The following is a 19,685-nucleotide window of genomic DNA, read 5'->3' as shown; positions in this document are numbered from 1 at the left end:
GCAGAGGATGGCCGGATCACCCCATGAAGAAGATACCCTTATATTCTTTCAGCAGAAAAAGGGTGCAGGAATAGATCTGATACCTGGAGTTGATTACCTGAGTAATTTCCGAAACAACAGAAACAAAAAAAAGAAGAAGAACATGAATGACGGAGAGGTCGTACGGGTCCGCCTGCCGAACAGGAAGAAAAAGGAGATGTTTGCCAGCGCAGACTTGATGCTCGGCGCCAACCATATCCGTGTCCGCTGTTTCGACGGCACGACCCGTGTCGGCAGGATCAAGGGAAAGATCAAAAAGCGCGTCTGGATCCGGGAAGGCGACACCCTGATCGTCGTGCCCTGGGACTTCCAGGCCGAAAAGTGCGATATCATCTACCGCTATACCCGTCCGCAGGTGGACTGGCTCCGCGGTCACGGATACCTGTAAAAAAAGATCTCTTCCTGGTGCTCAGATACCGAGCACCTGGATCTCATATTTTTTGACGATGAGTTTGTTGACATTTTCGAGGGTGTAAGAGTTCCCACCTTTTGCCATTCCCAGTGTGCCGGTGAGATAGTTCTCCCAGGCCTTTGAGAAGCTCAACCCTTCTGTCTTATCTGTGGGATATGTGACCTTCACAGTCTCTCCGTCGGGCAGGTCAAGGATCAGCGGCGGCGCCGAGGATTCAAGTTTCATTCGCACGTTCCCCATCCCGCTCCTGGCCATAGGGCCGCTTGTGTTCAGGGCGACGAGGTTGATGACAAAGGTCTTCTTGTTCTCCTGTTCATCGATGTACCACCGCGGTTCGGCAAGCATCGAGGACCCACCTGCCTGCGCCCTGATCACCGCCCCGTTCTCAATGGCGATGGTGGCATCCTGAGAGTCGGCGGAGTAGACGAAGGCGCCAGGGCTGAAGGGCGAGTATTCTTTTCTATGGATGAGATCTGTGGCTGATTCATTGATGGTTTCACCACTCCTGAATATACTGATATTGAACCGCTCCCCGGTCTCGGTGCGGTTCTCCACAGCGAGCACCCCGCCGCCCACCTGGAGGGAGGTCTCCTTGTAGGGGACGTTCTTGTAGCAGAGACTCTTGATGTCGTTCTGGAGTACCACTGCAGTCTGTTCCATGTTGCGCACGTCGGCGTTGCTCTGCTGCTGCAGGAGCATCGGGTAGCCGTACAGGGTGATCAGGGCGATCCCGGTCATCACCAGTCCGAAGATGATGATGAACCCAATCGCCTCTGAGACCCCGTCTTCGTTCTTGATTTCACCTGACCTCATCATTCAAACCCCTCAGAATTGTAGGTGATCCTGTTGACCCCGCTCCCGGTGGTGTCCCCGGCCACCCCCATCGTCGCCCCTATCCCGGCGATGGAGATCTCGCTCATGACATTGTCCCGCGAGACCATGACCTGCTGGTCGGCAGTGTGTCCCACATCGAGGCTGACCTGGTAGTCCTGCCCGGCGACGTCGTCTGGGATGTCGAAGGCGGTGACGATCGAGCCATTGTCAGGGGCGAGCACGTAGACATCGACGATCCGCGTCGAGATCCCGTTGCCGATATCGGTGAAGGAGTGGTAGGCGAGGCGGTCAGAAGGGCCTTCCATGAAGATCGCGTTCACCGCAAAGGTCATGACGATGAGGAGGACCACCAGGATCCCCGAGATGATCATGTACTCCACCAGGTTGGAGACCCCTTCCTCGTCAGTAGTGTGCAGTCTCATCATACTCGGTCACCCCGTTGTTGAAGTGGATCTTGACCTCGGTGAATGTGGTATCACCAATGTTCACAGATTCGCTAATATCCACGACGGCGTTCTTGCGTGCAATATAGAGCGCCTCGATGTCTTCCCAGAGTTCTTCGTCGGCGTTGTCGGCGGCGACGATCGCGGCCACCTCGCTCTTCACGTCCCTGATCTCCTCTTTCGGGAACTCGAGCACCCCTTCGGCGGTGGTCTGCCCGACCAGGGTGGACTGGTTGATGACAAGGGCCAGGAAGAAGAAGGCCGCCGCCACCATGAAACCCATCAGCACGATCCATTGTGCCTCGTCGTTTAACTTCTCCATATCAACACCTCCAGGAGGACGACCTGCTCACGATTTTGGAGTGGACACCCCTCCGGCCTGGGATTATCTTCTGGCACCGTCACCAGCCGCGTCACCCGCACCGCCTGCTCGTAGCCGGTCCGTGTTTGCGATGAGATGAACGGTGTGTTCTGTACAACATTGTCGACGTCACGGTACGAGATCGAGGCAGCGAACTGGAGGGTGTCTTTTCCTGATGTTCGACTGTTCAGACGATTCAGGAAAGTGGTGTTAAAATCATTAGTGTTCCAATCTTTGAGATATCCCACAAGTTCGCTCTCGCCGTCCTCCATCGTCGGCGTGTCCATCACCGCCAGGACGTCGTTGCCGATCTGCTCAAGCTGCATGTCGGTGATATGCGAATCGCCCGGAGTGTAGATGCTCGTCGTCCCTGAGATGAGATAGGCAGTCGCCAGGATGATGAATGCGGCGGCAAATCCCTCGATGGTGTAGAGTTGGGCCGAGTCGTCTACCATATGGCCACCTCCAGGACGGCGGGTTTGAGGGGGGAGGGGGTGGACGCGTAATCATAGGTGCCGTTGAGATATGTCCAACTAGCGTCGGCAGTTTTGTTGAAGGTGAACTTTATGTCCACAGTCTGGCTCGGCTTGACGATGTCATAGGTGAAGAAGCCTGGCTCCAGGATGAGGGAGATGTTATTGGCTATAATAGACGGCTTTGTATCTGGATTTTTTATCTCATCGCCGACTTTCAAGATGGAGTACCGTGTGTCCTTGAGCCGGTTGGTGGGGATCTTGCTTGGTCCCCGGTAGAGATCTAAATCCTCTAACATGACATCTTCGCTGCCAGAATAATGATCGAGATCTTCAAGTCTCACCTCGATCCTGTCCTCATAGGGGTCGACCCGGTAGGCCAGGGATTGATTCATGATCTCAGAGAAGTCCAGCCTGATCGCGAAGGTCTTGGCGCCGGTAATACCTGAACTATTCAGGGTTGAAGAGTTCAGGACCACCGGCCCCACCTCCTTCAGCATCACCATCCGCCTGATCGACCCATAGTCGGTGGTGTCCTTCGGGACAGGCGACCCGATGGTATAGGTGTCGCCACTCTCCACCTCCTTCAGCGAGATGTTGAAGGCGTACGGGTAGTCAGAGAAGAAGAGATTGCTGGAATAAAACTCCGGGTTGGCATTGTACTCGGTCTGGTTGAAGAACCGGTCCACCTTCCCCATCGAGAGGATGCCTGGAGTGTCCTTTGAGATCGCAAGTCCCATCCGCTTGATGGAGTCGAGTGCGGTCCGCTCACCTTCCCAGTGGGTGTGCCCGGTCATCGTCACCTCGTCGAACCACCACCCTGGATCCTCGGCCAGGATCACCCCGGTCCGGTAGGCGACGGCGTCGTGGTCGACGGTCGAACTCTGGAGCGAGGCAAGCATGCCAGGGACCATCGAGGCCGCCACGATGAAGGCGAGGAGAAAGACCGTGAACCCCGCGAGAAAGTCGATGGAGAGGAGGGCCGAGTCGTCGTCTCGCAGGCTCATGCAGCCGCCTCCGTGCCCTGCGCATCAAAGGTGAGAGACCTGGTCTGGTCTTCCTCAGACCTGATCGTGTAGACCCCGTCGATGAGCGTGAGGTCGGTCACCTCGCCGAGGCCCTTGATCTCGTCGGCATGCCCCTGGTACAGGGCCGCGGGCATGACGGTTGCCTCCATCTCCACCCGTCCATCAGGGAGCGGACCATGCCAGACATACCGCGACCATCCACTCTGGGAATGGACCATGAGCGAGGTGTTCTCGGCCTGCCGCACCCCAAGCGTCCATGTGGTCGCGTTCCCGGTTGAGTCCACACCAGACCCGCTCACCGTGACGATCTCCATCCCGGTCAGATCCTCGAGTCCCTCACCGTCGAGGACTTCAAGATCTCGAAGTGCCTCTTCGAGTCCGATCCGCTCCACGGTGGGCTCGGTAGTAATGTCCTGGATCCCGCCCCCGCCGTCTGGCGCCGAGGTGCAGCCGCAGGTCCAGGAAAGGACGAGGATGCAGAGGCCAAGGAGGGGGGCGAGGTGCGCGAGTTTCATATGAATGATCCATTTTGGGAAGATTGCTATATAAGATATTCGAAATTTGATTGCTTCTCCTATGGCCTTAATTCATTGTTTTTCGTAGATCTGTGCGTGATCTCCCCACGGCCTGGGGCCACGACGACGCCCTGTATGGTCTGGTCCCTGCCCTGTGCCTGCAAGAGAAAGACCCTGGTCGGACAGGGATACCAGGGGGCAGGAAGGAGGGCATGTTCTATTTTAACGAGGGACGGTGTGACCAAATATGACTGGTGCCGCCATCGATCACAAAGAGTATCTTTGATCAGGCAAGATCTATGAACATGGATTGTGCATGCCCTGACTTTGACGATGTTGTCCGTTTCCATGGCCATCTCTGCCCTGGCGTCACTATCGGCTACCGGGCCGCCCTCATTGGGATGGAGCAGGTCGGCGCCACCCGTGCCCCTGACGAAGAACTGGTCACCATCGTGGAGAACGATGCCTGCGGGGTCGACGCCGTGCAGGTGATGACCGGGTGCACGGTCGGGAAGGGGAACCTGATCCTCAGGGACTTCGGGAAGAACGCCTGGACCTTCATCAACAGGACGAACGGCAAGGCCGTGCGGGTGGCAAGCAGAGGAGACGTCACGATGGACTCGCTCGACCCCGAGTTCCACTCCCTCAAGGGGAAGGTGCGCTCAGGTGAGGCGACACAGGAGGAGCGTGAGGCCTATGTCCATCACCTGCACACCCTCTGCGAGGCGATCAAGACGCGGCCCGCAGAGGAGATCTTCCTGGTCCATGAAGTCACCCCCAAGGTGCCTGAGCGGGCCAGGATCTTTCGGTCCTATACCTGTGCGAAATGCGGCGAGCAGGTCTCAGAGGCAAGGGCGCGACTCGTCGACGGCAAGGTCCTCTGCATGCCCTGCGCCGGGGAGTACACCCGCGGGTGGTGAACGCACGCCCCATGAACAGCAGATGAAGATTGTGTGCCGCTACACGACAGCGGGAAGACGTTGTTACATCCGCTCTGTAGATACCAGGCACGGGCCCTGGACTCACGCATACGTGATGGACATCCATGTAACTCCGCGGTGTGAGAACAGATCGATCTTTGATTTTCCGGCTCTGTAGAATTCCTCCTGATCCCTCTCGGTGGCGGGGGGTGCACCCCCCGGTCCCCCCGCCGCACGATGGGTCGAGGGCGGCAAATCTCTTCTTCAAGAACCATGTACTCTGCCTTCCCGTCTCTATCTTCATCCCGGGGGTCCGGGGGCAGGCAGCGCCCGCGGCGAGAGCATGAGGGAAGGTGATCAGGTTACACTCACACCTGGAAGAGATATGGGTTTCTACAAAGCCGATCTCCCTACGTCCGGTGAGCGAACAGAACTCAATCATTGTGCCGCCCCCACCTATCCTCGCTCCGTGGGAGCCCGGGGGGTGAAACCCCCCGGCGTGAGAGGGCAGTGAAGATTCTGCGATGAGGGCGGCAAGTCCCCCGTAGAGATGACCATCCAGGGAATTTACTATGAAAATGATCCTGACGATCCTTTCTTCAGGTTTGCATGAGAGTGTGAACTCGCCATATTCCGTTGAAGCCGATAAGCAGAGGATAGATAATTATTCAGATGGAACTGCCGCCTCAAATCATCAAATCTTTCCCGCAATCTCGCGCCGGGGGCCATGCCCCCGGACCCCCACGACGAGGATAGGTAGGGGCGGCATGACACTCGACTTCGATTCACTCCACGAACGCAAGGATGAAGGTCAAGAATCGATCCAGATCTGATCTGATTTTTCATCGCGTATGCTTGAGGGGGGCGCTCGCCTCATGAAAAATTCTACAGAGCCCAAAAAAAGTGGTGCGGGGGGACGGCCCCCATCCAAACGGTGAGCGACCTATCCGCGCCCGAGCTCTTTGTGTGCTCGTGCAAGATGATGAGCGGCAAGGGCCCCGAGGAGCGAGAGTTCACCGGCAAGCACCCCGACCCCCACCAGTTCCGCAAAGGCCTTTGCGTTCGTTCCTTCTGGCTCGCCGCCACCTGCCACGTCCAGGAGACGGAGACACGCCGCCTGGGTATCGATCCCGGTCCCGCCGCCGACCGTCCCCACCTGGACGGCCGGGAGGGTGACCGAGATATAGACCCCGTCATCGGTCGCCTCGACGGTGGTGATCGCGCTGCTCCCCTCGACGACATGGGCCGGGTCCTGGCCGCAGGCAAGGTACATAGCGGCGACCAAGTTCGCCGCATGGGCGTTGAACCCCAGCGCCCCGGCACGCGCTGACCCGATGAGGTTCTTGCGGTAGTTGACCTCGACCAGGGTCGCCGCGTCGGTCTTGAAGACCCGCTGGATCAGGTCGGCGGAGAGACTGACCCCCGCGACGACCGTCTTGCCCCGCCCCTCGATGAGGTTGATCGCCGCCGGTTTCTTATCCACGCACATATTGCCCGAAAGAGCGATGAGCCGCGCCCCGGTCCTGGCCTCGACGAGATCGGCGATCGCGGCGGTGGCGATGGTCGCCATATTCATCCCCATCGCGTCCTTGGTGTCGTAGGCGCAACGGAGGAAGACGCTGGTGCCGGTGACATAAGGAGTGACCGAGAGGAGTTTACCCCGCGAGGTGGTCTTCTCGGCGGCCGCGGCAAGGTCGGCGATGTGTGCGGTCGTCCAGTCTGCCACCTCTTTTGCGTGCACCACGTCACGGGCCGCAAAGACCGGCGCCCGGGTCATCCCGTCCCTGACCACCCTGACCTCGGCACCGCCCGCCTTCGTGATCGCCGAGGCTCCCCGGTTGGCGGAGGCGACGAGCGCCCCTTCGGTGGTGGCAAGCGGCAGATAGTACTCGCCCCTCGCGTACTCGCCGTTCACCTGCACCGGCCCTGCCACCCCGACCGGCACCTGGATCGCCCCGATCATATTCTCGATGTTCCGCCTGACCACCCGGTCGAGCCCGATGGAAAAACTACCGAGAGCCGCCAGGTCCGCCCCCCTCTCTTCCTCGACAAAGGTCCGCCGCACCTGAACCGCCTCTTTGGGCGGAAGTTCCTTTTCCAGGGCATAGAGTTTGAGGGTTCCTTTTTTTAGTCTTGCAAGAGCATCTTCCATGGAAGTATAGAGGGACATGATACCTTTTGAATTTATGGAATCCTTTAATCCGGGGTTTCCACCCGTTTCGATGAGGATATCTGAGCCCTCTTGGTGACTGAGCCAGGGAGAGATAGTATACGATGGAGGACGAAGAGAGAGTGCGGCGATGGTGTCTGCGGGTGGAGAAAAAGCGTGCGGAAGACGAGAGGCAGGCCCTCATCGCCGGAGGACTCCTTGACCGGAGCGTGCGCCCCTGTGCCGACGGCGACGACCTCCTCCTCCCGCTCGTCGAAGAGGTGGAAGGGGCCGAGGAAGCGGAATTCAAACCCTTCCCCCATCACGAGGTCCTGCCCAGGCACGAACTTGTCGGCGGGATCGCGATCATGCAGGAGGAGGACCGGGCTGGTGCCGCCCACCTCCTTGCCTCCCGTCCCTCACTCCACACCGTCCTCTACCCCACCTCACCGGTGGAAGGGGAGTTCAGGACCAGAGAGTTCCTGGTCCTCGCCGGCGAGGAGACGACCAGGACCGTGGTCACCGAGCACGGCCACCACTTTGTCGTCGACCTTGCCGGTGCCTACTTCTCGGCCCGCCTCTCCACCGAACGCCAGCGGGTCTGTGCCGAGATGGACGAAGGCGAGCGGGTCGTCGATATGTTTGCCGGCGTCGGACCCTTCGCCCTCACCCTTGCCGACCATGCCAGTCGTGTCGTGGCCGCCGACCTCAACCCCGCGGCGGTCTCCCTCCTCTGCGAGAATATCGAGAAGAACCATAAGACCAATGTCATCCCAGTCTATGCCGACGCCGCCCACCTCCCTGGCGTCTTTGGCCGGACCTTCGACCGGGTGATCATGAACCTCCCGATGGAGTCGGTCCAGTTCCTCAAGGCCGCCTTCGCCCTCTGCCGCCCAGGGGGGACGATCCACTTCTATGCCCTGGTGGACGAGGAAGGGAAGCATCTCGATGCCATCAAAACCTTCCCGGTCGCGGAGGTGCGTGAACGTCGGGTGCGGAGTTATTCGCCAGCAGAGTGGCATGCGGTGTACGAGATCGTGGTCAGGGAATGAGGGGTTCGCTCCTAGGTGTACGGGACCGATGCAATATATTCACTGGGCATGAGATACTCTTCAGTCGGGCGTTCTCCTCTGAAAAAGTGGATCTCTGGTTCTGACGATTTTGCATCGGAGACCAGGTAAAAATAATAATTTTTCGGCTTTGTAGAAATCCTCTTGATCGTTCTCTTCGCCGGGGGGCGGGCCGCCCCCGGCGGGAGCAGGGGAGAAAGCGGATACATCACGCTCACACCAGGATACGCAAGGGTTTCTACAAAACCAATTTTTCATTTTTGTGCAGGTTATCCATTCGTTCCGGGTGAGATGGAACGAATTACGGGTTTTCCACCTGATGTCATAGCTGAGGGCTGCGTTCTTTGGGCCCTGTAGAAATCCTCTTGATGAAACTCTCTGACGGGGGGCGGCACGCCCCTAGCGTGAGGGTATGGGAAGGCAACGAAGGCGTGGGCATGTCATGGAGGAGGGAGGAGTCTCCACCATCTTCATCGCGATTTTTGAAAAATGTATGGATAGGGAGTTTTGGGATGTCCTCAAGAACAGGAGGTGCCCCACCCGATCCCCCTAAAAAAACCACTTCATCATCAGGATGGCGTCCTCGCCGTTGGCATAATATCCTGCGACGACGAACACCGGCTGATACCCGTTTTTCTGGTAAAATGACTGTGCATGGGTGTTCGAGACCCGCACTTCCAGCTGCACCCCCTCGGCCAGGCGGATGGCGAACTGGTGCTCGGCACGGCGGAGGAGGAGACGGCCGATCCCGTGCCCCTGGTAGGTCCTTGTCACCGCGAAATTGCAGACATGCCCATAGATTGCATCCCCGGTATCTTCCAGGCCTCCGACGATGAACCCCGCGATCTCATTGCCCACCTGGGCCACAAAGAACATATCGGCCCAGACCTCCAGCGCCTGAAGAAAGGTCTCCTCGCTCCATGGGTCGACAAAGGACTCCCGCTCGATGGCGGCGACAGTGGGGAGGTCGGCAACCACCGCTCGCCGCAGGAACACCCTGGTCTCAGACATTGCAGTAGAGTACACCCCATGAGCTAATATATTGACGCAGGTGAAACTACTACCACCTTTCAGGAGACTGTGATCCCCATGGTGAAGATATACCGATTCTCAGGACTTCGGCCAGCACGCGCACAGGCCGCAGCGACCGCCTCAGTGCCGTACGATGTGGTGACGACAGACGAAGCCGAAGAGATCCTCAAGAAAAATCCGAAGTCGTTCCTGCGGGTCGTCAGGACTGACGCCCTGCTCAGGGACATCCCGGCCGACGACGAGAAGATCTACGAGACCGCCCGCGAGAACCTCCAGGAGATGGAAGACCAGGGGATCCTCTGCCGCGACGAAAAACCTTCGATGTACCTGTACCGCGTAAAACAGGGCGGCAACCTCTATCTCGGGCTTGTCGCCTGTGTGGACGTCGACGACTATCTTGAAGACACCATCAAGAAACACGAGCACACGCGCTACGACAAGGAGCGGGACCGGACGCGACACATCGCCGCCACGAACGCCAACACCGGACTGGTCGTCATGCTGTACCCGGACGAAGGCGAGATCTTTGGGTACCTTGATTCGATCCTCCCTGACGGCAAACCCGATGCGGTCGTCAAGACCGAGAACGGCGTGGTCCATGAACTCTTCAAGGTCAGCGATCCCGTCAGCCTCAGTTATCTGGAGGACGCCTTCACCAGGGTGCCGGCCCTCTATATCGCCGACGGTCACCACCGGGCACGGTCCGCGGTGACCGTCGCCGAGGAGCGGAGAAAGGCCGGGACCTACGAGCCAGAGGACGGGCGGATCATGACGATCCTCTTCGCCCACAAGCGGGTGAAGATCCACGGCTATTCCAGGCTGGTCACCGACCTGGGCAAGTATACCCCTGAGTCCTTCCTTGCCGCCCTCAAGGAGAAGTTCGAGGTGCGGCCATACGGCGAGATCGACGACACGGTCTTTAAGATCGCCCCCCTGCGCGAGGTCGAAGGGGCGCATGTCGTCCATATGTACCTCGGCGGTGAGTGGTACGAGATCTCGAGCCCGATCGAGAACCCCGAGGATCTTACCGGTTCCCTTGACGTCTCGGCCCTCCAGAAAGAGGCGCTCGAGGGGATGCTCGGCGTCACCGACCCCCGCGCCGACCCCAGGCTCCAGTACCTCGGTGGGGCCAGGCCGCTGGCCGACCTCGAAGCCAGGGTCGATTCAGGCGAGTTCGCCCTTGCCTTCTCGATGCAGCCGGTCGACGTCGAGACAGTGATGGAGATCGCCGACGCCGGGATGGTCATGCCCCCGAAGTCGACCTGGTTTGAGCCAAAACTCCTCTCAGGCCTGGTGATCCACACCCTGGGCGAGGGGAAGAAGGAATAACCTGGCGTGTAGACGTGTCCGTAAAGCGGACACCTCCCCTCACGTATACCTCATGAACAACTGTTCAGGAGAGAACTCCCAGGAGATGAGGGATCCTTGATCCCCTTTCTCATGACAATCCCTCTTTTCACGGCACCGCAACACGGGGAACAGGGGCATCAAAGAGTTCTGCTGAAAGAAAATCTGGCTTTGTAGTAGAATCCCTCTGGAAGTTTTCTTTGGCGGGGGGTGGCCGCCCCATGATCCCTCATAAATCGAAAATTATCTCATGTTCGCTCCGCTCACCCCTTGAAGATCAAAGATATTCTGGCCCTGTAGAAACCCTCATCTATTTTTCGTGCGGGCGTGATTCTATCGCCTTCCCCCATCTTCTCGCTGGGGGCGAGTGCCCCCCGCACCCCCAGGATGAAGAGAGAGCAGGGAAGGCACTATCAATGATCATAAAGAGGGGATTGCCATCCTCTGCCTAGCCTCGTGCGGGGGTGTGGGGGGGGGCGGCGAGCCCCTCGGCGAGGAGACCCATCAAGACGGTTTCAAGACGGTTTCTACAGAGCCGACGTTCTCAACCTCCCTCCGGTCACACCCTCACCACACGATAGGGCCGAGTACTGCAACGCCCTCTTCATGTTCGTCTATTCCGCCTTCTCGGCCCACTCTTCATCCCGGAGGTCCGGGGGGAACGAGCGTCAGTGAGAAGACGAGAGTCTTCAATTGAGCCCTGGCGAGAAGTTATAGAGAGACGAGAGGGGAGAGAAGATGGTATCGTTCCCGACGCATTCTATCGCGAGAGTTATCATTCAAATAATATTGGTAGCCTTTTGTTCTCGACGCACCGCCAAACAGCCGCGAACATCAAGGGCGAGAGATGTATCCGGAGTGAGTGACGCATCAGGATGAACAGGAGGCGCAGGTTCTCCCTCATCTCCAGGTTCAATTGTTTTTTCTTCATGACAACAGGTGGCCCAGGCCGATACTTACAGCATTTTCAGTAGGTTTTCAGCAGGTGCCGCGAAGATCAAATGGCAAGGAGGGGGGTTGGATCGTACTGTACTAAGTACAGAGAAAGAGACGCGTCTCTCTCTGTACTTAGTACAGCAATACACACCCACAGCATATGGTCTCGGTCTCCAGGTGTCAGGGTGTGTGCACAATGCGAAATGTTGTAAGCGACCGCGTGATCTCATCACTTGACGGATAAAATCAGAATCGAATGACTTTTAGCCCGTTATAGAGTGTCAGCACCTTCCGAAAGCGGCTGAAAATTGTTGAAAAGAGGGGCGATCTGCTGTAAGGCCCCCTGGAGAATCAGGCATGACCCCCGGTTTCACGCATACGCAAGTGATATTCATTCAGAGTGGCGGCTCGAAGGGCGGATGATCCCCTCTCGTCGCAACAGAACATCTTGGCAGGGACACTGTTCAATTTCCGCCCGCCCCCGCAGACTGTACTGGACGGTCCTGGGAACCGTCACCCCCAAACCTCGAAACCCTTCGAACGGTCAGGCCCCAACCATGTGCGATCATGAATAAGAATTCCACAGACCTGATGCAAACACCCCCGCAACATGCCGTCTCACTATGCCTCCTCCTCCCAGACCGGACGGCGCCGTCTCTTTGCCTTCTTCGGGGGCTTGAGGTACTCGGAGACCGGAGGACTGGCCATCATCCGCAGGCCGCCGGCAGTGGAGAGGTTGCGCATCTCCCGACGCACCTCGGTGAAGAGTTCGTGGACGACGACCCGCTTCTTCTCCTCGCCTTCCTCCCTGACAAAGGAGAGGCGATGGAGAGAGTAGAGCCCGATGAGGAAGGCAAAGAAGAAGAAAAAGTCCCAGTGCTGGAAGTCGAGGGGGTGGAGGATGAGGACGCCTGTAGGGTCGCTGAAGGTGATGGTGAGGGCGACCTCGCGCGAGGCGAAGTAGTCGACAAAGACTCCGCCGAGAATGGGGGCGATCCCGGCCGCGAGATAGGTGGTGATGCTTGAGGCCATGAGATATGAGGTCGCATGCGCCTTGGGGGCAAGTTTGAGGCCGATGTAGTTGGTCGAGAGCGTGACCCCCGCGGTCGAGAGACCGATAAAGATGTGGATGGCGATGAGGAGGGGTACGGTGAGGACGTAGGTGTCGGGGAGGGTGGTGAAGGTCCAGGCGATGATGGCCAGGATAAAGATCGGACCGCTGATCTGGAGAACCGATTTATGGCTGAAGAGGTCGGCGACCTCGCCCCAGACCGTGAAGAAGATGATGGAGACGATCTGGCTCATCACGGCAAGGGCGATCACCCAGGAGATGTCGAGCCCGATCCGCTGGAGCATATAGACGGTGAAAAAGGGGGCAGCGAGGTTGATCGCAAAGTTCCAGGACCCAAGGAATATCAGCAGGTTCTTGAAATTTTTGTCGGCAAAGGGTTCCTTCAATATCTCACCGAAGTTGGGCTCCAGGTCTTCGCCAAGCACCGGTTCGGGCGTCCTGGCAAGGAAGAGTACCCCGATCAACCCGGCGATGCATCCCCCAAAAAAGAGCAGGGCGTAGGCCGTAATCTCTCCTCCAGGACTGACCTCCAATGTGTCGACGAAGAGGGCGGCGGCGACCGAGAGCGGTACTGCAACGGCGGTCGAAAGACCCATCCGGCGCGAGAAAAAGGCTCCGATTTTCTGCTGCGGGATCAGGTCGTGCATCCAGGAGTTCCAGGAGCAGTGCGAAATCGAGGAGATGGTCGAGTAACAGAGCATCGCCCCGACCAGCACCCAGACCCCCGACCCTGTCCCGAAGAGAAAAGGGATGGCGGCGATGAGGAGCCAGAAGAGCCTGGCGGCGGTCGAAGCGGTGACGGTTATGAGCCGCCGGTTCCGGAGTTTTCTGATGATATAAACCGACGGGACCTGGAGGAGTTCGGCAAGTGGGGGGATGGCGGCGAGGAGACCAATGACAGTGTTGGATGCGCCCAGTTCCAGGGCGAAGGCGACGAGGAAGATCCCACCGGTGAGGGTGACCATCGCCTGGGTGGCCAGGCCGTCCCAGAGGACCATGGAGAGACCTCGCTTCTTTTCGGCCTTGCTCAATGCCGGTTTCGGTTTGAAGTCTGGAAACACCGGTGCCCGCCCCCCGCGGTTCCCGTGAATATGGTGCAGGGTTATGAAAAGGTTGCGAAGAGAGCATGAGATCTTTGCCTGGTGTGATGACCAGCAAAGAGGACAGCCCAAAACTCCCCATGCATATACTCTTCGAAGAGAGCGATGAATAATGGTAGAGAAGTCTTCCATTCTACAGGAGACAACCACGCATTCGTCGCCTTCCCACACCCTCAGGCGGGGGTGCACCTCTGGCGCGATCAGGGGGAAGCACGTGACCAGAGAAGTCTCTGACAGGGCTATGAGGGATTACCATGAGGTCATCCTGAGAGAGTCTTGAGATCTGCTCAAAGCATAGAGACCCCTCGCAGATCACGAAGGTCGTCTCCCTCCAGTGGGGTCATGAAGGGTGTGCCAGTGTGGCCAGGATTGTGATGCCCTGAAGTGGGCTCTGTAGAATCAAGCATGAAACTGAGGGCTCACGCATACGCGATTGAACATGATCGTGGGTCTCCTGGTGTGTGGACCCGTGCTCCTCCTTTCGCACAGGACACCGCAGGGGGAACACCACTCACCCGCCGCCCCCGCATATCCTCTCTCCGTGGAAGGGACCGGGGGGCGGCACATCCGATCATCGCGCCTTCCCACACCTTCACGCCGGGGGCGCACAGCTCCCCCGGACCCCCGAAATGGCGATAAGAGCGGGAAGGCAGAATCCCGATCATGATGGGGGCGTCTCTCTCATCTGCAGATAATATTCAACGATATCTTGACGGTTCAAATTCTCATAAAAACCCGGAGAAATTATCGTCAGGATCATTTTCATGGTAGCCCTTCATAGGTCTGTCAGTATAGCCTTCTGATCACGTGCCTTCCCAACCTCTTCGTGATCTCAGGGATCCGAGAACCCCCGGCGGGAAGATAGAGGAGGGGGAGGGGGAGGGGGGCGACATGCATTCTCCCCACACAATAAGTGAGGGATTCTACAGGGCCCTGAGATGGTTCAAGGTCTCTCCTTTATCTATGCTGATAAGTAATAATTCTGTATTTACGAAATCAAGGTGATTTTTTGGAAAGAAAAACAATATATCTCCTATTAGGATCGATCACACTCGTTGTAGCGGCATTGTGTGCGGTATTCTTCCTTCCCTCCGCAGGGCAAGGTGCAGGACCCGAGGTGCTCTATGACGGTCAGGTGAACCTCACCGCAGGCACCATCCTTTATTCTGCTCCCAATTCGGGGATCCAGTACTGTGTCGAGAATACGACTCTGTATGGCGCCCTTGCAGCATCCACCGCTGAGAAGGGCCTTGTCCTTTCAGTCGAAGACCAGGACTGGAACCCCCGTCTTCACTCCCAGGTGATGACCGAGATCGCCGGATATCGCGAGACCAAAGAGATGGAATGGAACTGCACCGTGAACGATGCGCCGGTCCTTCTGAGTTCTGCGGAGGACGGGGTCTGCAGTCATCTCCTCAATGATGGCGATGACGTCGTCGTCTTCTATGGTACAAAGGGCTGCAGGTCTGATGAAGCCGATGCTCTTCTCCATCTTAAGGTACACACACTTTCCGGGCACGACGATACCACAGAGACCTGGACCCTCGCACTCAGGGGCGTCTCTGAGATGGCAACCGGGCCGGCGATGTATGCCAGTGCACTGCGGTGTCATGGCGGGGCATATACCGATGCCAACGGGGTGACCTGGAGCGGCGTCCCGGTCTGGTTCTATATCGGGCTGGTGGACGGGGAGGAGTCCCCTCATCACCCAATGCTCAGTTCGCACCTCGCAGCGTCAGGATATCAGGTCAGGTTCACAGCTGCAGATGACAGTACGCTCACCCTGAATAGTACCGATCTGGTCAGGAACGACACCTATCTCCTGGCGTACATGAAAGATGGGGAACTCCTCTCTGGAGACCCGGGCCTCGGCCCCCTTGCGCTTACCGGGGCGGGCATGCATGGCCAGGTCTTTGGCGGGGTCGCGGCAATCGAGTTGACCGGTTTTGAAAAACCGCCGGCACCTCCAGAAGTCAGGATCGTCCGTTATGCCGGGGACGGGGTCACTCCTGTGAACGAGACTGTCGTGAACACCTCCTGGATGGAAACACACTTCGAGGCCCTGGGAGACGAAAAAGATCCATACCGTTTCCAGGGCCCGACCTTTGACCCCGAAGACCTCTGGAACCCTGCGGAGAATAAAAATCTCGTGAAGATCGAGGATGCCGTGTTGGGGACGAGGATCTCTGATCTCTGCGATCTGATCGGCGGGATGTCACCGGGCGAACAGATCAGGTTGAGGGCGTCGGACGGCTACATGACCGAACTGACGTACGAGAATATCTATGCACCCGCACCCAGGCAGGGGGAGGCGGTGCTCGCCTGGTGGAGTGCCAGGTCCGGGTATGCTCCTGCGTACCGGGACGGCCCCCGTCTCTTCTTCCTTCCCCAAGACCACACGTTCGGGAACGAGGACATGCGTCTCTGTCTGGAGAATACCTCATGGACGCATTACTGGACCGAAGGGATACAGTATCCTTCGGCTGCTGGAGTCTCAGTGCGCGGGATTGTCGAAGTTGCGATTCTCCCGGCATAATGGGTCAGGGCCTGTGTAAAATCCCTCTTGATGACCATCTTCGCGGGGGCGGCGCCCCCGATGAGATGATGGGGAAGGGGGGCGAGTCACGATCACCGCTCCGCCTTCCCGCCCCAATCATCGTCCCTGGGGTCAGGGCGGCACTCGACCCCCAGCGCGAGCATGGAGAGGGGGTATAGATACAGGTTTGTGCACCAAAGAGGTGAGGATCTCTCAACCTTCATCCATCACCATCTTCTCCGAAAGGGAGACCGGAAAATTTTGAGATATGCTCCATGTCTGTCTACTCTGCCTCCCTGGCCCCATCGTCATCCCAGGGGCCAGGGGGCAGGGCCCCCAGGCGCGATGCATGTAGGAAGGGGGGTGCATCACGTTCACACCAGAAGGGGGTAAAGATCTCTCCAGAACCCATTGACGAGATCTCTGTTTCAGACCGTTGTACACACAGGAGGCCTGATGAAAAATGTCACTGAGACAGTTCCACCTCGATCCCCCCGAGCCATCCTGAGGCAAAATTGTATATCAAGGCAATGACTGCGCCGGCAATAAACCCGATGACTGTACACAGGACTACAAGAAACACAAGCATCAACACCCCGCCGACCCCGGTCATCATCAGGCCACCCACAGGCACCCCTCCCATAGCACCGGCAACCCCTGCCACTGTGATCATCCCGATCCAGAAAATGCTCCCTATCAGTCCGATGACAAGAGCAATTGCAGCATGAACTTTTGCGATCGAAAGAACACCTAAACGTTTTACTTCAATCATAAATTGCCATATATTTTTCCAAAGTATATATTCATCGAATTTCGTAGGGTTGTTAGATATATGTCACAAGGCCCAAATAGAGGATGTGAGATATATATCACATATGCGGGGGACTGCACGCCCCGAAGGAAAGACTCCATACCACCGATCCCTGAGAGATCACTCCGGGTCATGGACGCGCCCGTGACCCCCCGCACAGAGATCTCCGCCTGGATCACCGGACCATGGATATTTTCATCCTCTCACCTGCCATTGCAGAGCCATCAGAAAGACCAGTGGGACAGACCCTCCGAAGAAAGAGCAGAACGATCTGGACCAGGGGAAGGTCCTGGGTCATCCCGAAAGGGCGAGGTGAGATGATGCAACACTCGAAGAGTAAATGCTTGGCAGGACTCCTTGCCGGGGTGATCCTCCTCCTGCTGGGGGTCATCCCCCCGGCCGTCGTCAGGGACCAGGAGAGGATCGTCCTCTCTGTCATCGTGGCCGGGTCGGCCCTGATCGTCACGAGTCTGACAGGGCTTCTCCTCTGTTCACGGGGAAAGACCGCCGAGAACCCGGACGAGCGTGACAGAAAAAATCGAACAGACCACGCGATCGAAGTCATGGGCGATGACATTCTGTCTCATCATCGTGCTCTTCCTGATCGAATTCACTGGTATCCCCGACCTCGGGGGCACCGAGGTCCTAATGACGGTGTTTTTGATGAGGGGCATCAGTGCGACAGGGCTCATGTGGGGGTACACGCGTAGAGGGGATGCCGAATGAGAACGGCACAGGGCGAAGAGCAGGCACGCCGCATGAAGACAGAAAGAAGGGCCATGTAGAAACCCTCACCTATTGTGGGGGGGATGGATGTCGCCCGCCTTCGCACCACTTCGGCCGGGGGTGCAGCCCCGCCAAAGATACCTGTCCAGAGGATTTCTACAGAGCCGAAAGGAAGGTACATATGAAACGATCAGATATGCTCAGGCATGAGAAAAAAACCGCCGGTACGGCAAATGGGATGATGCACCATGAGTGTCATAACCGTACACAACCTGAAAAAAACCTTTGATAAAGCCACGGTCCTGCAGGACCTCTCCTTCTCTGTCGAGAAAGGGGAGGTCTTCGGGTTCCTCGGCCCGAACGGCGCTGGCAAGACCACGACAGTCCGCTGTATCCTGGGTCTCCTGCATCCTGACGCAGGGGACGCCACCGTGCTCGGCGGCGACCTTGGGACCGACGACCAGGTGCGCCGGCGCGTCGGCGTACTTCTTGAACAAAACGGGCTCTCTGACAGGCTCACGGCACAGGAGAACCTCGACTACTATGCGAGGCTCTATGATGTCCAGGACCCTGAAGAGAGAGTCGCCGAGATGCTCAGGTTTGTCGGGCTCGAAGAACGCAAGGACAGTCTTGTCGGCACCTTCTCAACCGGAATGAAACGGAAAATCGGGATCGCGCGGGCCGTCCTCCATGACCCCGAAGTCCTCTTCCTGGACGAACCCTCTTCAGGCCTCGATCCTGAGGCCCAGAAGATGGTCCGCGACCTCATCCTCGACCTCTCCAAGATCGAAGGAATGACGGTCTTCCTCAACTCCCACAACCTCGCCGAAGTCCAGCGGATCTGCACCTCGGTCGCCATCCTTCACCAGGGGCGGATCAGGGCGTTCGACACCGTCGAAAAACTGAGGGAAGGAGAGAAGGGCACCCACCTTGAGGTCGTCCTAGCGGACCTGGCATCTGCCGAGAAGGCCGCCGAAGTTATGCGGGGCGTGCCCGGGATCACCGAGGTCGCAAGAGAGGGCAAACATGTCACCGCCACTCTCACCGACGGGAGTGCATCGGCGACGGTCAGGGCACTGGTCCAAGCGGGATGTGGCGTTGAAGAGGTCAGGAAGGCGCGGCGGTCCCTCGAAGAGATCTATCTTGCGGCCGTGCAGCAGGCGGAGGGGTCGGCATGAGCAGTGTCATAACCGTGGCGCGAAAAGAGGTGAAAGCGATCCTCACGTCCAGACAGACGATCATCTCGGCGATCATCGTCGTCGTCCTCTTCTCGCTCCCGATGGCCCCGGCCATCACGGCCCTTGGTACCACCGAGGGAGGCGCCCCGATCGACCAGGCGCTCTTCATGTTCCCGGTGCTCATCGGGGTCTTCCTTGGCTACATCTTCGCCGGCCAGGTCTTCCTGCGCGAGAAGACCGACGGGACCATCGAGACCCTCCTCTGCGCCCCGATCTCGCTCAGGAACCTCTGGGCAGGGAAGGTCGTCGGGACTGTCATCCCGGCCTACGCCCTCACACTCATCGGGGTGGTGCTGATCATCGGGGCGGCCTCCAGTCTTGGAGGAGGAGTCGTCCTTCCGTCTCTCCAGATCATCGTCCACCTGCTGGTGGTGGTGCCGGCCTACATCGCGTTTGCCACCGGAGGACTTGGATTTATTCAACTCCTCCTCGGGTTGAAGGAGAACCAGATCGTCAACGTGGTCGTCATCTTCGTGGTGATCTTCTCCTTCTCGCTCGTGACAGGGTTTATGGGCTCCTCGTTCTCGGTCGGGTGGGGAGTGATTGGAACCCTGCTCGCCGTCGCCGCCGCCCTCCTGGGCATCCTTGCATGGGCTACCCGGTTCCTGGACAAAGAGCGTATCGTGACCACCATCCCATGATC

The 19,685-nt window shown here is 58.1% G+C and carries 18 protein-coding genes; 7 read left to right on the top strand and 11 right to left on the bottom strand.

Annotated features, from left to right (window positions below):
* Positions 1–97: 97 nt before the first annotated feature.
* Complete coding sequence (eif1A, locus tag J2129_RS11365) at positions 98–427, top strand: translation initiation factor eIF-1A (RefSeq protein WP_281069824.1); 330 nt, start codon at positions 98–100, stop codon at positions 425–427.
* Positions 428–448: 21 nt separating this feature from the next.
* On the opposite strand, the gene J2129_RS11360 is transcribed toward eif1A, so the two are convergent.
* The 6 genes from J2129_RS11360 to J2129_RS11335 are packed head-to-tail and all read right to left on the bottom strand — an operon-like array spanning position 449 to position 4,105.
* Positions 449–1,264, bottom strand: a complete 816-nt coding sequence (locus tag J2129_RS11360; RefSeq protein ID WP_209630971.1) for a hypothetical protein — start codon at positions 1,262–1,264, stop codon at positions 449–451.
* On the bottom strand, positions 1,264–1,710 hold the full coding sequence (locus J2129_RS11355; protein WP_209630970.1) for a hypothetical protein: 447 nt from the start codon (positions 1,708–1,710) through the stop codon (positions 1,264–1,266). The genes J2129_RS11360 and J2129_RS11355 overlap by 1 nt, the downstream gene beginning before the upstream one ends.
* Complete coding sequence (locus J2129_RS11350; protein ID WP_209630969.1) at positions 1,688–2,050, bottom strand: hypothetical protein; 363 nt, start codon at positions 2,048–2,050, stop codon at positions 1,688–1,690. Before J2129_RS11350 ends, J2129_RS11355 begins: the two co-directional genes overlap by 23 nt.
* Positions 2,038–2,544, bottom strand: a complete 507-nt coding sequence (locus tag J2129_RS11345) for a hypothetical protein (RefSeq protein WP_209630968.1) — start codon at positions 2,542–2,544, stop codon at positions 2,038–2,040. Before J2129_RS11345 ends, J2129_RS11350 begins: the two co-directional genes overlap by 13 nt.
* The gene (locus tag J2129_RS11340; RefSeq protein ID WP_209630967.1) at positions 2,538–3,569 is read right to left on the bottom strand and encodes a hypothetical protein; all 1,032 of its coding nucleotides are present in this window, start codon (positions 3,567–3,569) and stop codon (positions 2,538–2,540) included. Before J2129_RS11340 ends, J2129_RS11345 begins: the two co-directional genes overlap by 7 nt.
* Positions 3,566–4,105, bottom strand: coding sequence for a hypothetical protein (locus J2129_RS11335; RefSeq protein ID WP_209630966.1), 540 nt, complete (start codon positions 4,103–4,105; stop codon positions 3,566–3,568). The genes J2129_RS11340 and J2129_RS11335 overlap by 4 nt, the downstream gene beginning before the upstream one ends.
* Before the next feature lie 305 nt (positions 4,106–4,410).
* Here J2129_RS11335 and J2129_RS11330 point away from each other — a divergent pair, with 305 nt between their 5' ends.
* Positions 4,411–5,025, top strand: a complete 615-nt coding sequence (locus J2129_RS11330; RefSeq protein WP_209630965.1) for an FmdE family protein — start codon at positions 4,411–4,413, stop codon at positions 5,023–5,025.
* Positions 5,026–5,968: 943 nt separating this feature from the next.
* Here the strand turns inward: J2129_RS11330 and hmgA are convergent.
* On the bottom strand, positions 5,969–7,177 hold the full coding sequence (hmgA, locus tag J2129_RS11325; RefSeq protein ID WP_209631342.1) for a hydroxymethylglutaryl-CoA reductase (NADPH): 1,209 nt from the start codon (positions 7,175–7,177) through the stop codon (positions 5,969–5,971).
* Between the two features lie 122 nt (positions 7,178–7,299).
* On the opposite strand from hmgA, the gene J2129_RS11320 reads away from it, so the two are divergent.
* Complete coding sequence (locus J2129_RS11320) at positions 7,300–8,226, top strand: methyltransferase domain-containing protein (RefSeq protein WP_209630964.1); 927 nt, start codon at positions 7,300–7,302, stop codon at positions 8,224–8,226.
* A gap of 11 nt (positions 8,227–8,237) precedes the next feature.
* Here J2129_RS11320 and J2129_RS11315 read toward each other — a convergent pair whose 3' ends face one another.
* Entirely contained in the window at positions 8,238–8,453 is a 216-nt protein-coding gene (locus J2129_RS11315; protein ID WP_209630963.1) for a hypothetical protein, read from the bottom strand.
* A 340-nt stretch (positions 8,454–8,793) separates the two neighbouring features.
* Positions 8,794–9,255, bottom strand: coding sequence for a ribosomal protein S18-alanine N-acetyltransferase (gene rimI / locus J2129_RS11310; protein ID WP_209630962.1), 462 nt, complete (start codon positions 9,253–9,255; stop codon positions 8,794–8,796).
* A 78-nt stretch (positions 9,256–9,333) separates the two neighbouring features.
* On the opposite strand from rimI, the gene J2129_RS11305 reads away from it, so the two are divergent.
* Entirely contained in the window at positions 9,334–10,605 is a 1,272-nt protein-coding gene (locus tag J2129_RS11305) for a DUF1015 family protein (protein WP_209630961.1), read from the top strand.
* A gap of 1,575 nt (positions 10,606–12,180) precedes the next feature.
* Here J2129_RS11305 and J2129_RS11300 read toward each other — a convergent pair.
* Entirely contained in the window at positions 12,181–13,692 is a 1,512-nt protein-coding gene (locus J2129_RS11300; protein WP_348632321.1) for an MFS transporter, read from the bottom strand.
* Between the two features lie 1,156 nt (positions 13,693–14,848).
* Between J2129_RS11300 and J2129_RS11295 the strand changes: the two genes are divergently transcribed.
* The gene (locus tag J2129_RS11295; protein WP_209630960.1) at positions 14,849–16,267 is read left to right on the top strand and encodes a hypothetical protein; all 1,419 of its coding nucleotides are present in this window, start codon (positions 14,849–14,851) and stop codon (positions 16,265–16,267) included.
* A gap of 466 nt (positions 16,268–16,733) precedes the next feature.
* On the opposite strand, the gene J2129_RS11290 is transcribed toward J2129_RS11295, so the two are convergent.
* Positions 16,734–17,039, bottom strand: coding sequence for a hypothetical protein (locus J2129_RS11290; RefSeq protein ID WP_209630959.1), 306 nt, complete (start codon positions 17,037–17,039; stop codon positions 16,734–16,736).
* 1,013 nt (positions 17,040–18,052) lie between these two features.
* Here J2129_RS11290 and J2129_RS11285 point away from each other — a divergent pair.
* Complete coding sequence (locus tag J2129_RS11285; protein ID WP_209630958.1) at positions 18,053–18,982, top strand: ABC transporter ATP-binding protein; 930 nt, start codon at positions 18,053–18,055, stop codon at positions 18,980–18,982.
* Positions 18,979–19,683 (top strand): ABC transporter permease subunit, encoded by a 705-nt coding sequence (locus J2129_RS11280; RefSeq protein WP_209630957.1) that lies wholly within the window; start codon positions 18,979–18,981, stop codon positions 19,681–19,683. Before J2129_RS11285 ends, J2129_RS11280 begins: the two co-directional genes overlap by 4 nt.
* Positions 19,684–19,685: the final 2 nt, after the last annotated feature.

The sequence above is a fragment of the Methanofollis sp. W23 genome (assembly GCF_017875325.1).
Classification (GTDB): domain Archaea; phylum Halobacteriota; class Methanomicrobia; order Methanomicrobiales; family Methanofollaceae; genus Methanofollis.
The sequence above is the reverse complement of the archived record's forward strand: the minus strand, read 5'-3'. Positions and strand labels throughout refer to the sequence as shown.

Coding starts and splice junctions, on each gene's coding strand:
- J2129_RS11335 (WP_209630966.1), bottom strand. CDS start 4,105: ATGAAACTCGCGCACCTCGCCCCCCTCCTTGGCCTCTGCATCCTCGTC.
- J2129_RS11320 (WP_209630964.1), top strand. CDS start 7,300: ATGGAGGACGAAGAGAGAGTGCGGCGATGGTGTCTGCGGGTGGAGAAA.
- J2129_RS11330 (WP_209630965.1), top strand. CDS start 4,411: ATGGATTGTGCATGCCCTGACTTTGACGATGTTGTCCGTTTCCATGGC.
- J2129_RS11280 (WP_209630957.1), top strand. CDS start 18,979: ATGAGCAGTGTCATAACCGTGGCGCGAAAAGAGGTGAAAGCGATCCTC.
- J2129_RS11355 (WP_209630970.1), bottom strand. CDS start 1,710: ATGATGAGACTGCACACTACTGACGAGGAAGGGGTCTCCAACCTGGTG.
- J2129_RS11350 (WP_209630969.1), bottom strand. CDS start 2,050: ATGGAGAAGTTAAACGACGAGGCACAATGGATCGTGCTGATGGGTTTC.
- J2129_RS11290 (WP_209630959.1), bottom strand. CDS start 17,039: ATGATTGAAGTAAAACGTTTAGGTGTTCTTTCGATCGCAAAAGTTCAT.
- rimI (WP_209630962.1), bottom strand. CDS start 9,255: ATGTCTGAGACCAGGGTGTTCCTGCGGCGAGCGGTGGTTGCCGACCTC.
- hmgA (WP_209631342.1), bottom strand. CDS start 7,177: ATGGAAGATGCTCTTGCAAGACTAAAAAAAGGAACCCTCAAACTCTAT.
- J2129_RS11345 (WP_209630968.1), bottom strand. CDS start 2,544: ATGGTAGACGACTCGGCCCAACTCTACACCATCGAGGGATTTGCCGCC.
- J2129_RS11315 (WP_209630963.1), bottom strand. CDS start 8,453: ATGTATCCGCTTTCTCCCCTGCTCCCGCCGGGGGCGGCCCGCCCCCCG.
- J2129_RS11340 (WP_209630967.1), bottom strand. CDS start 3,569: ATGAGCCTGCGAGACGACGACTCGGCCCTCCTCTCCATCGACTTTCTC.
- J2129_RS11360 (WP_209630971.1), bottom strand. CDS start 1,264: ATGAGGTCAGGTGAAATCAAGAACGAAGACGGGGTCTCAGAGGCGATT.
- J2129_RS11305 (WP_209630961.1), top strand. CDS start 9,334: ATGGTGAAGATATACCGATTCTCAGGACTTCGGCCAGCACGCGCACAG.
- J2129_RS11285 (WP_209630958.1), top strand. CDS start 18,053: ATGAGTGTCATAACCGTACACAACCTGAAAAAAACCTTTGATAAAGCC.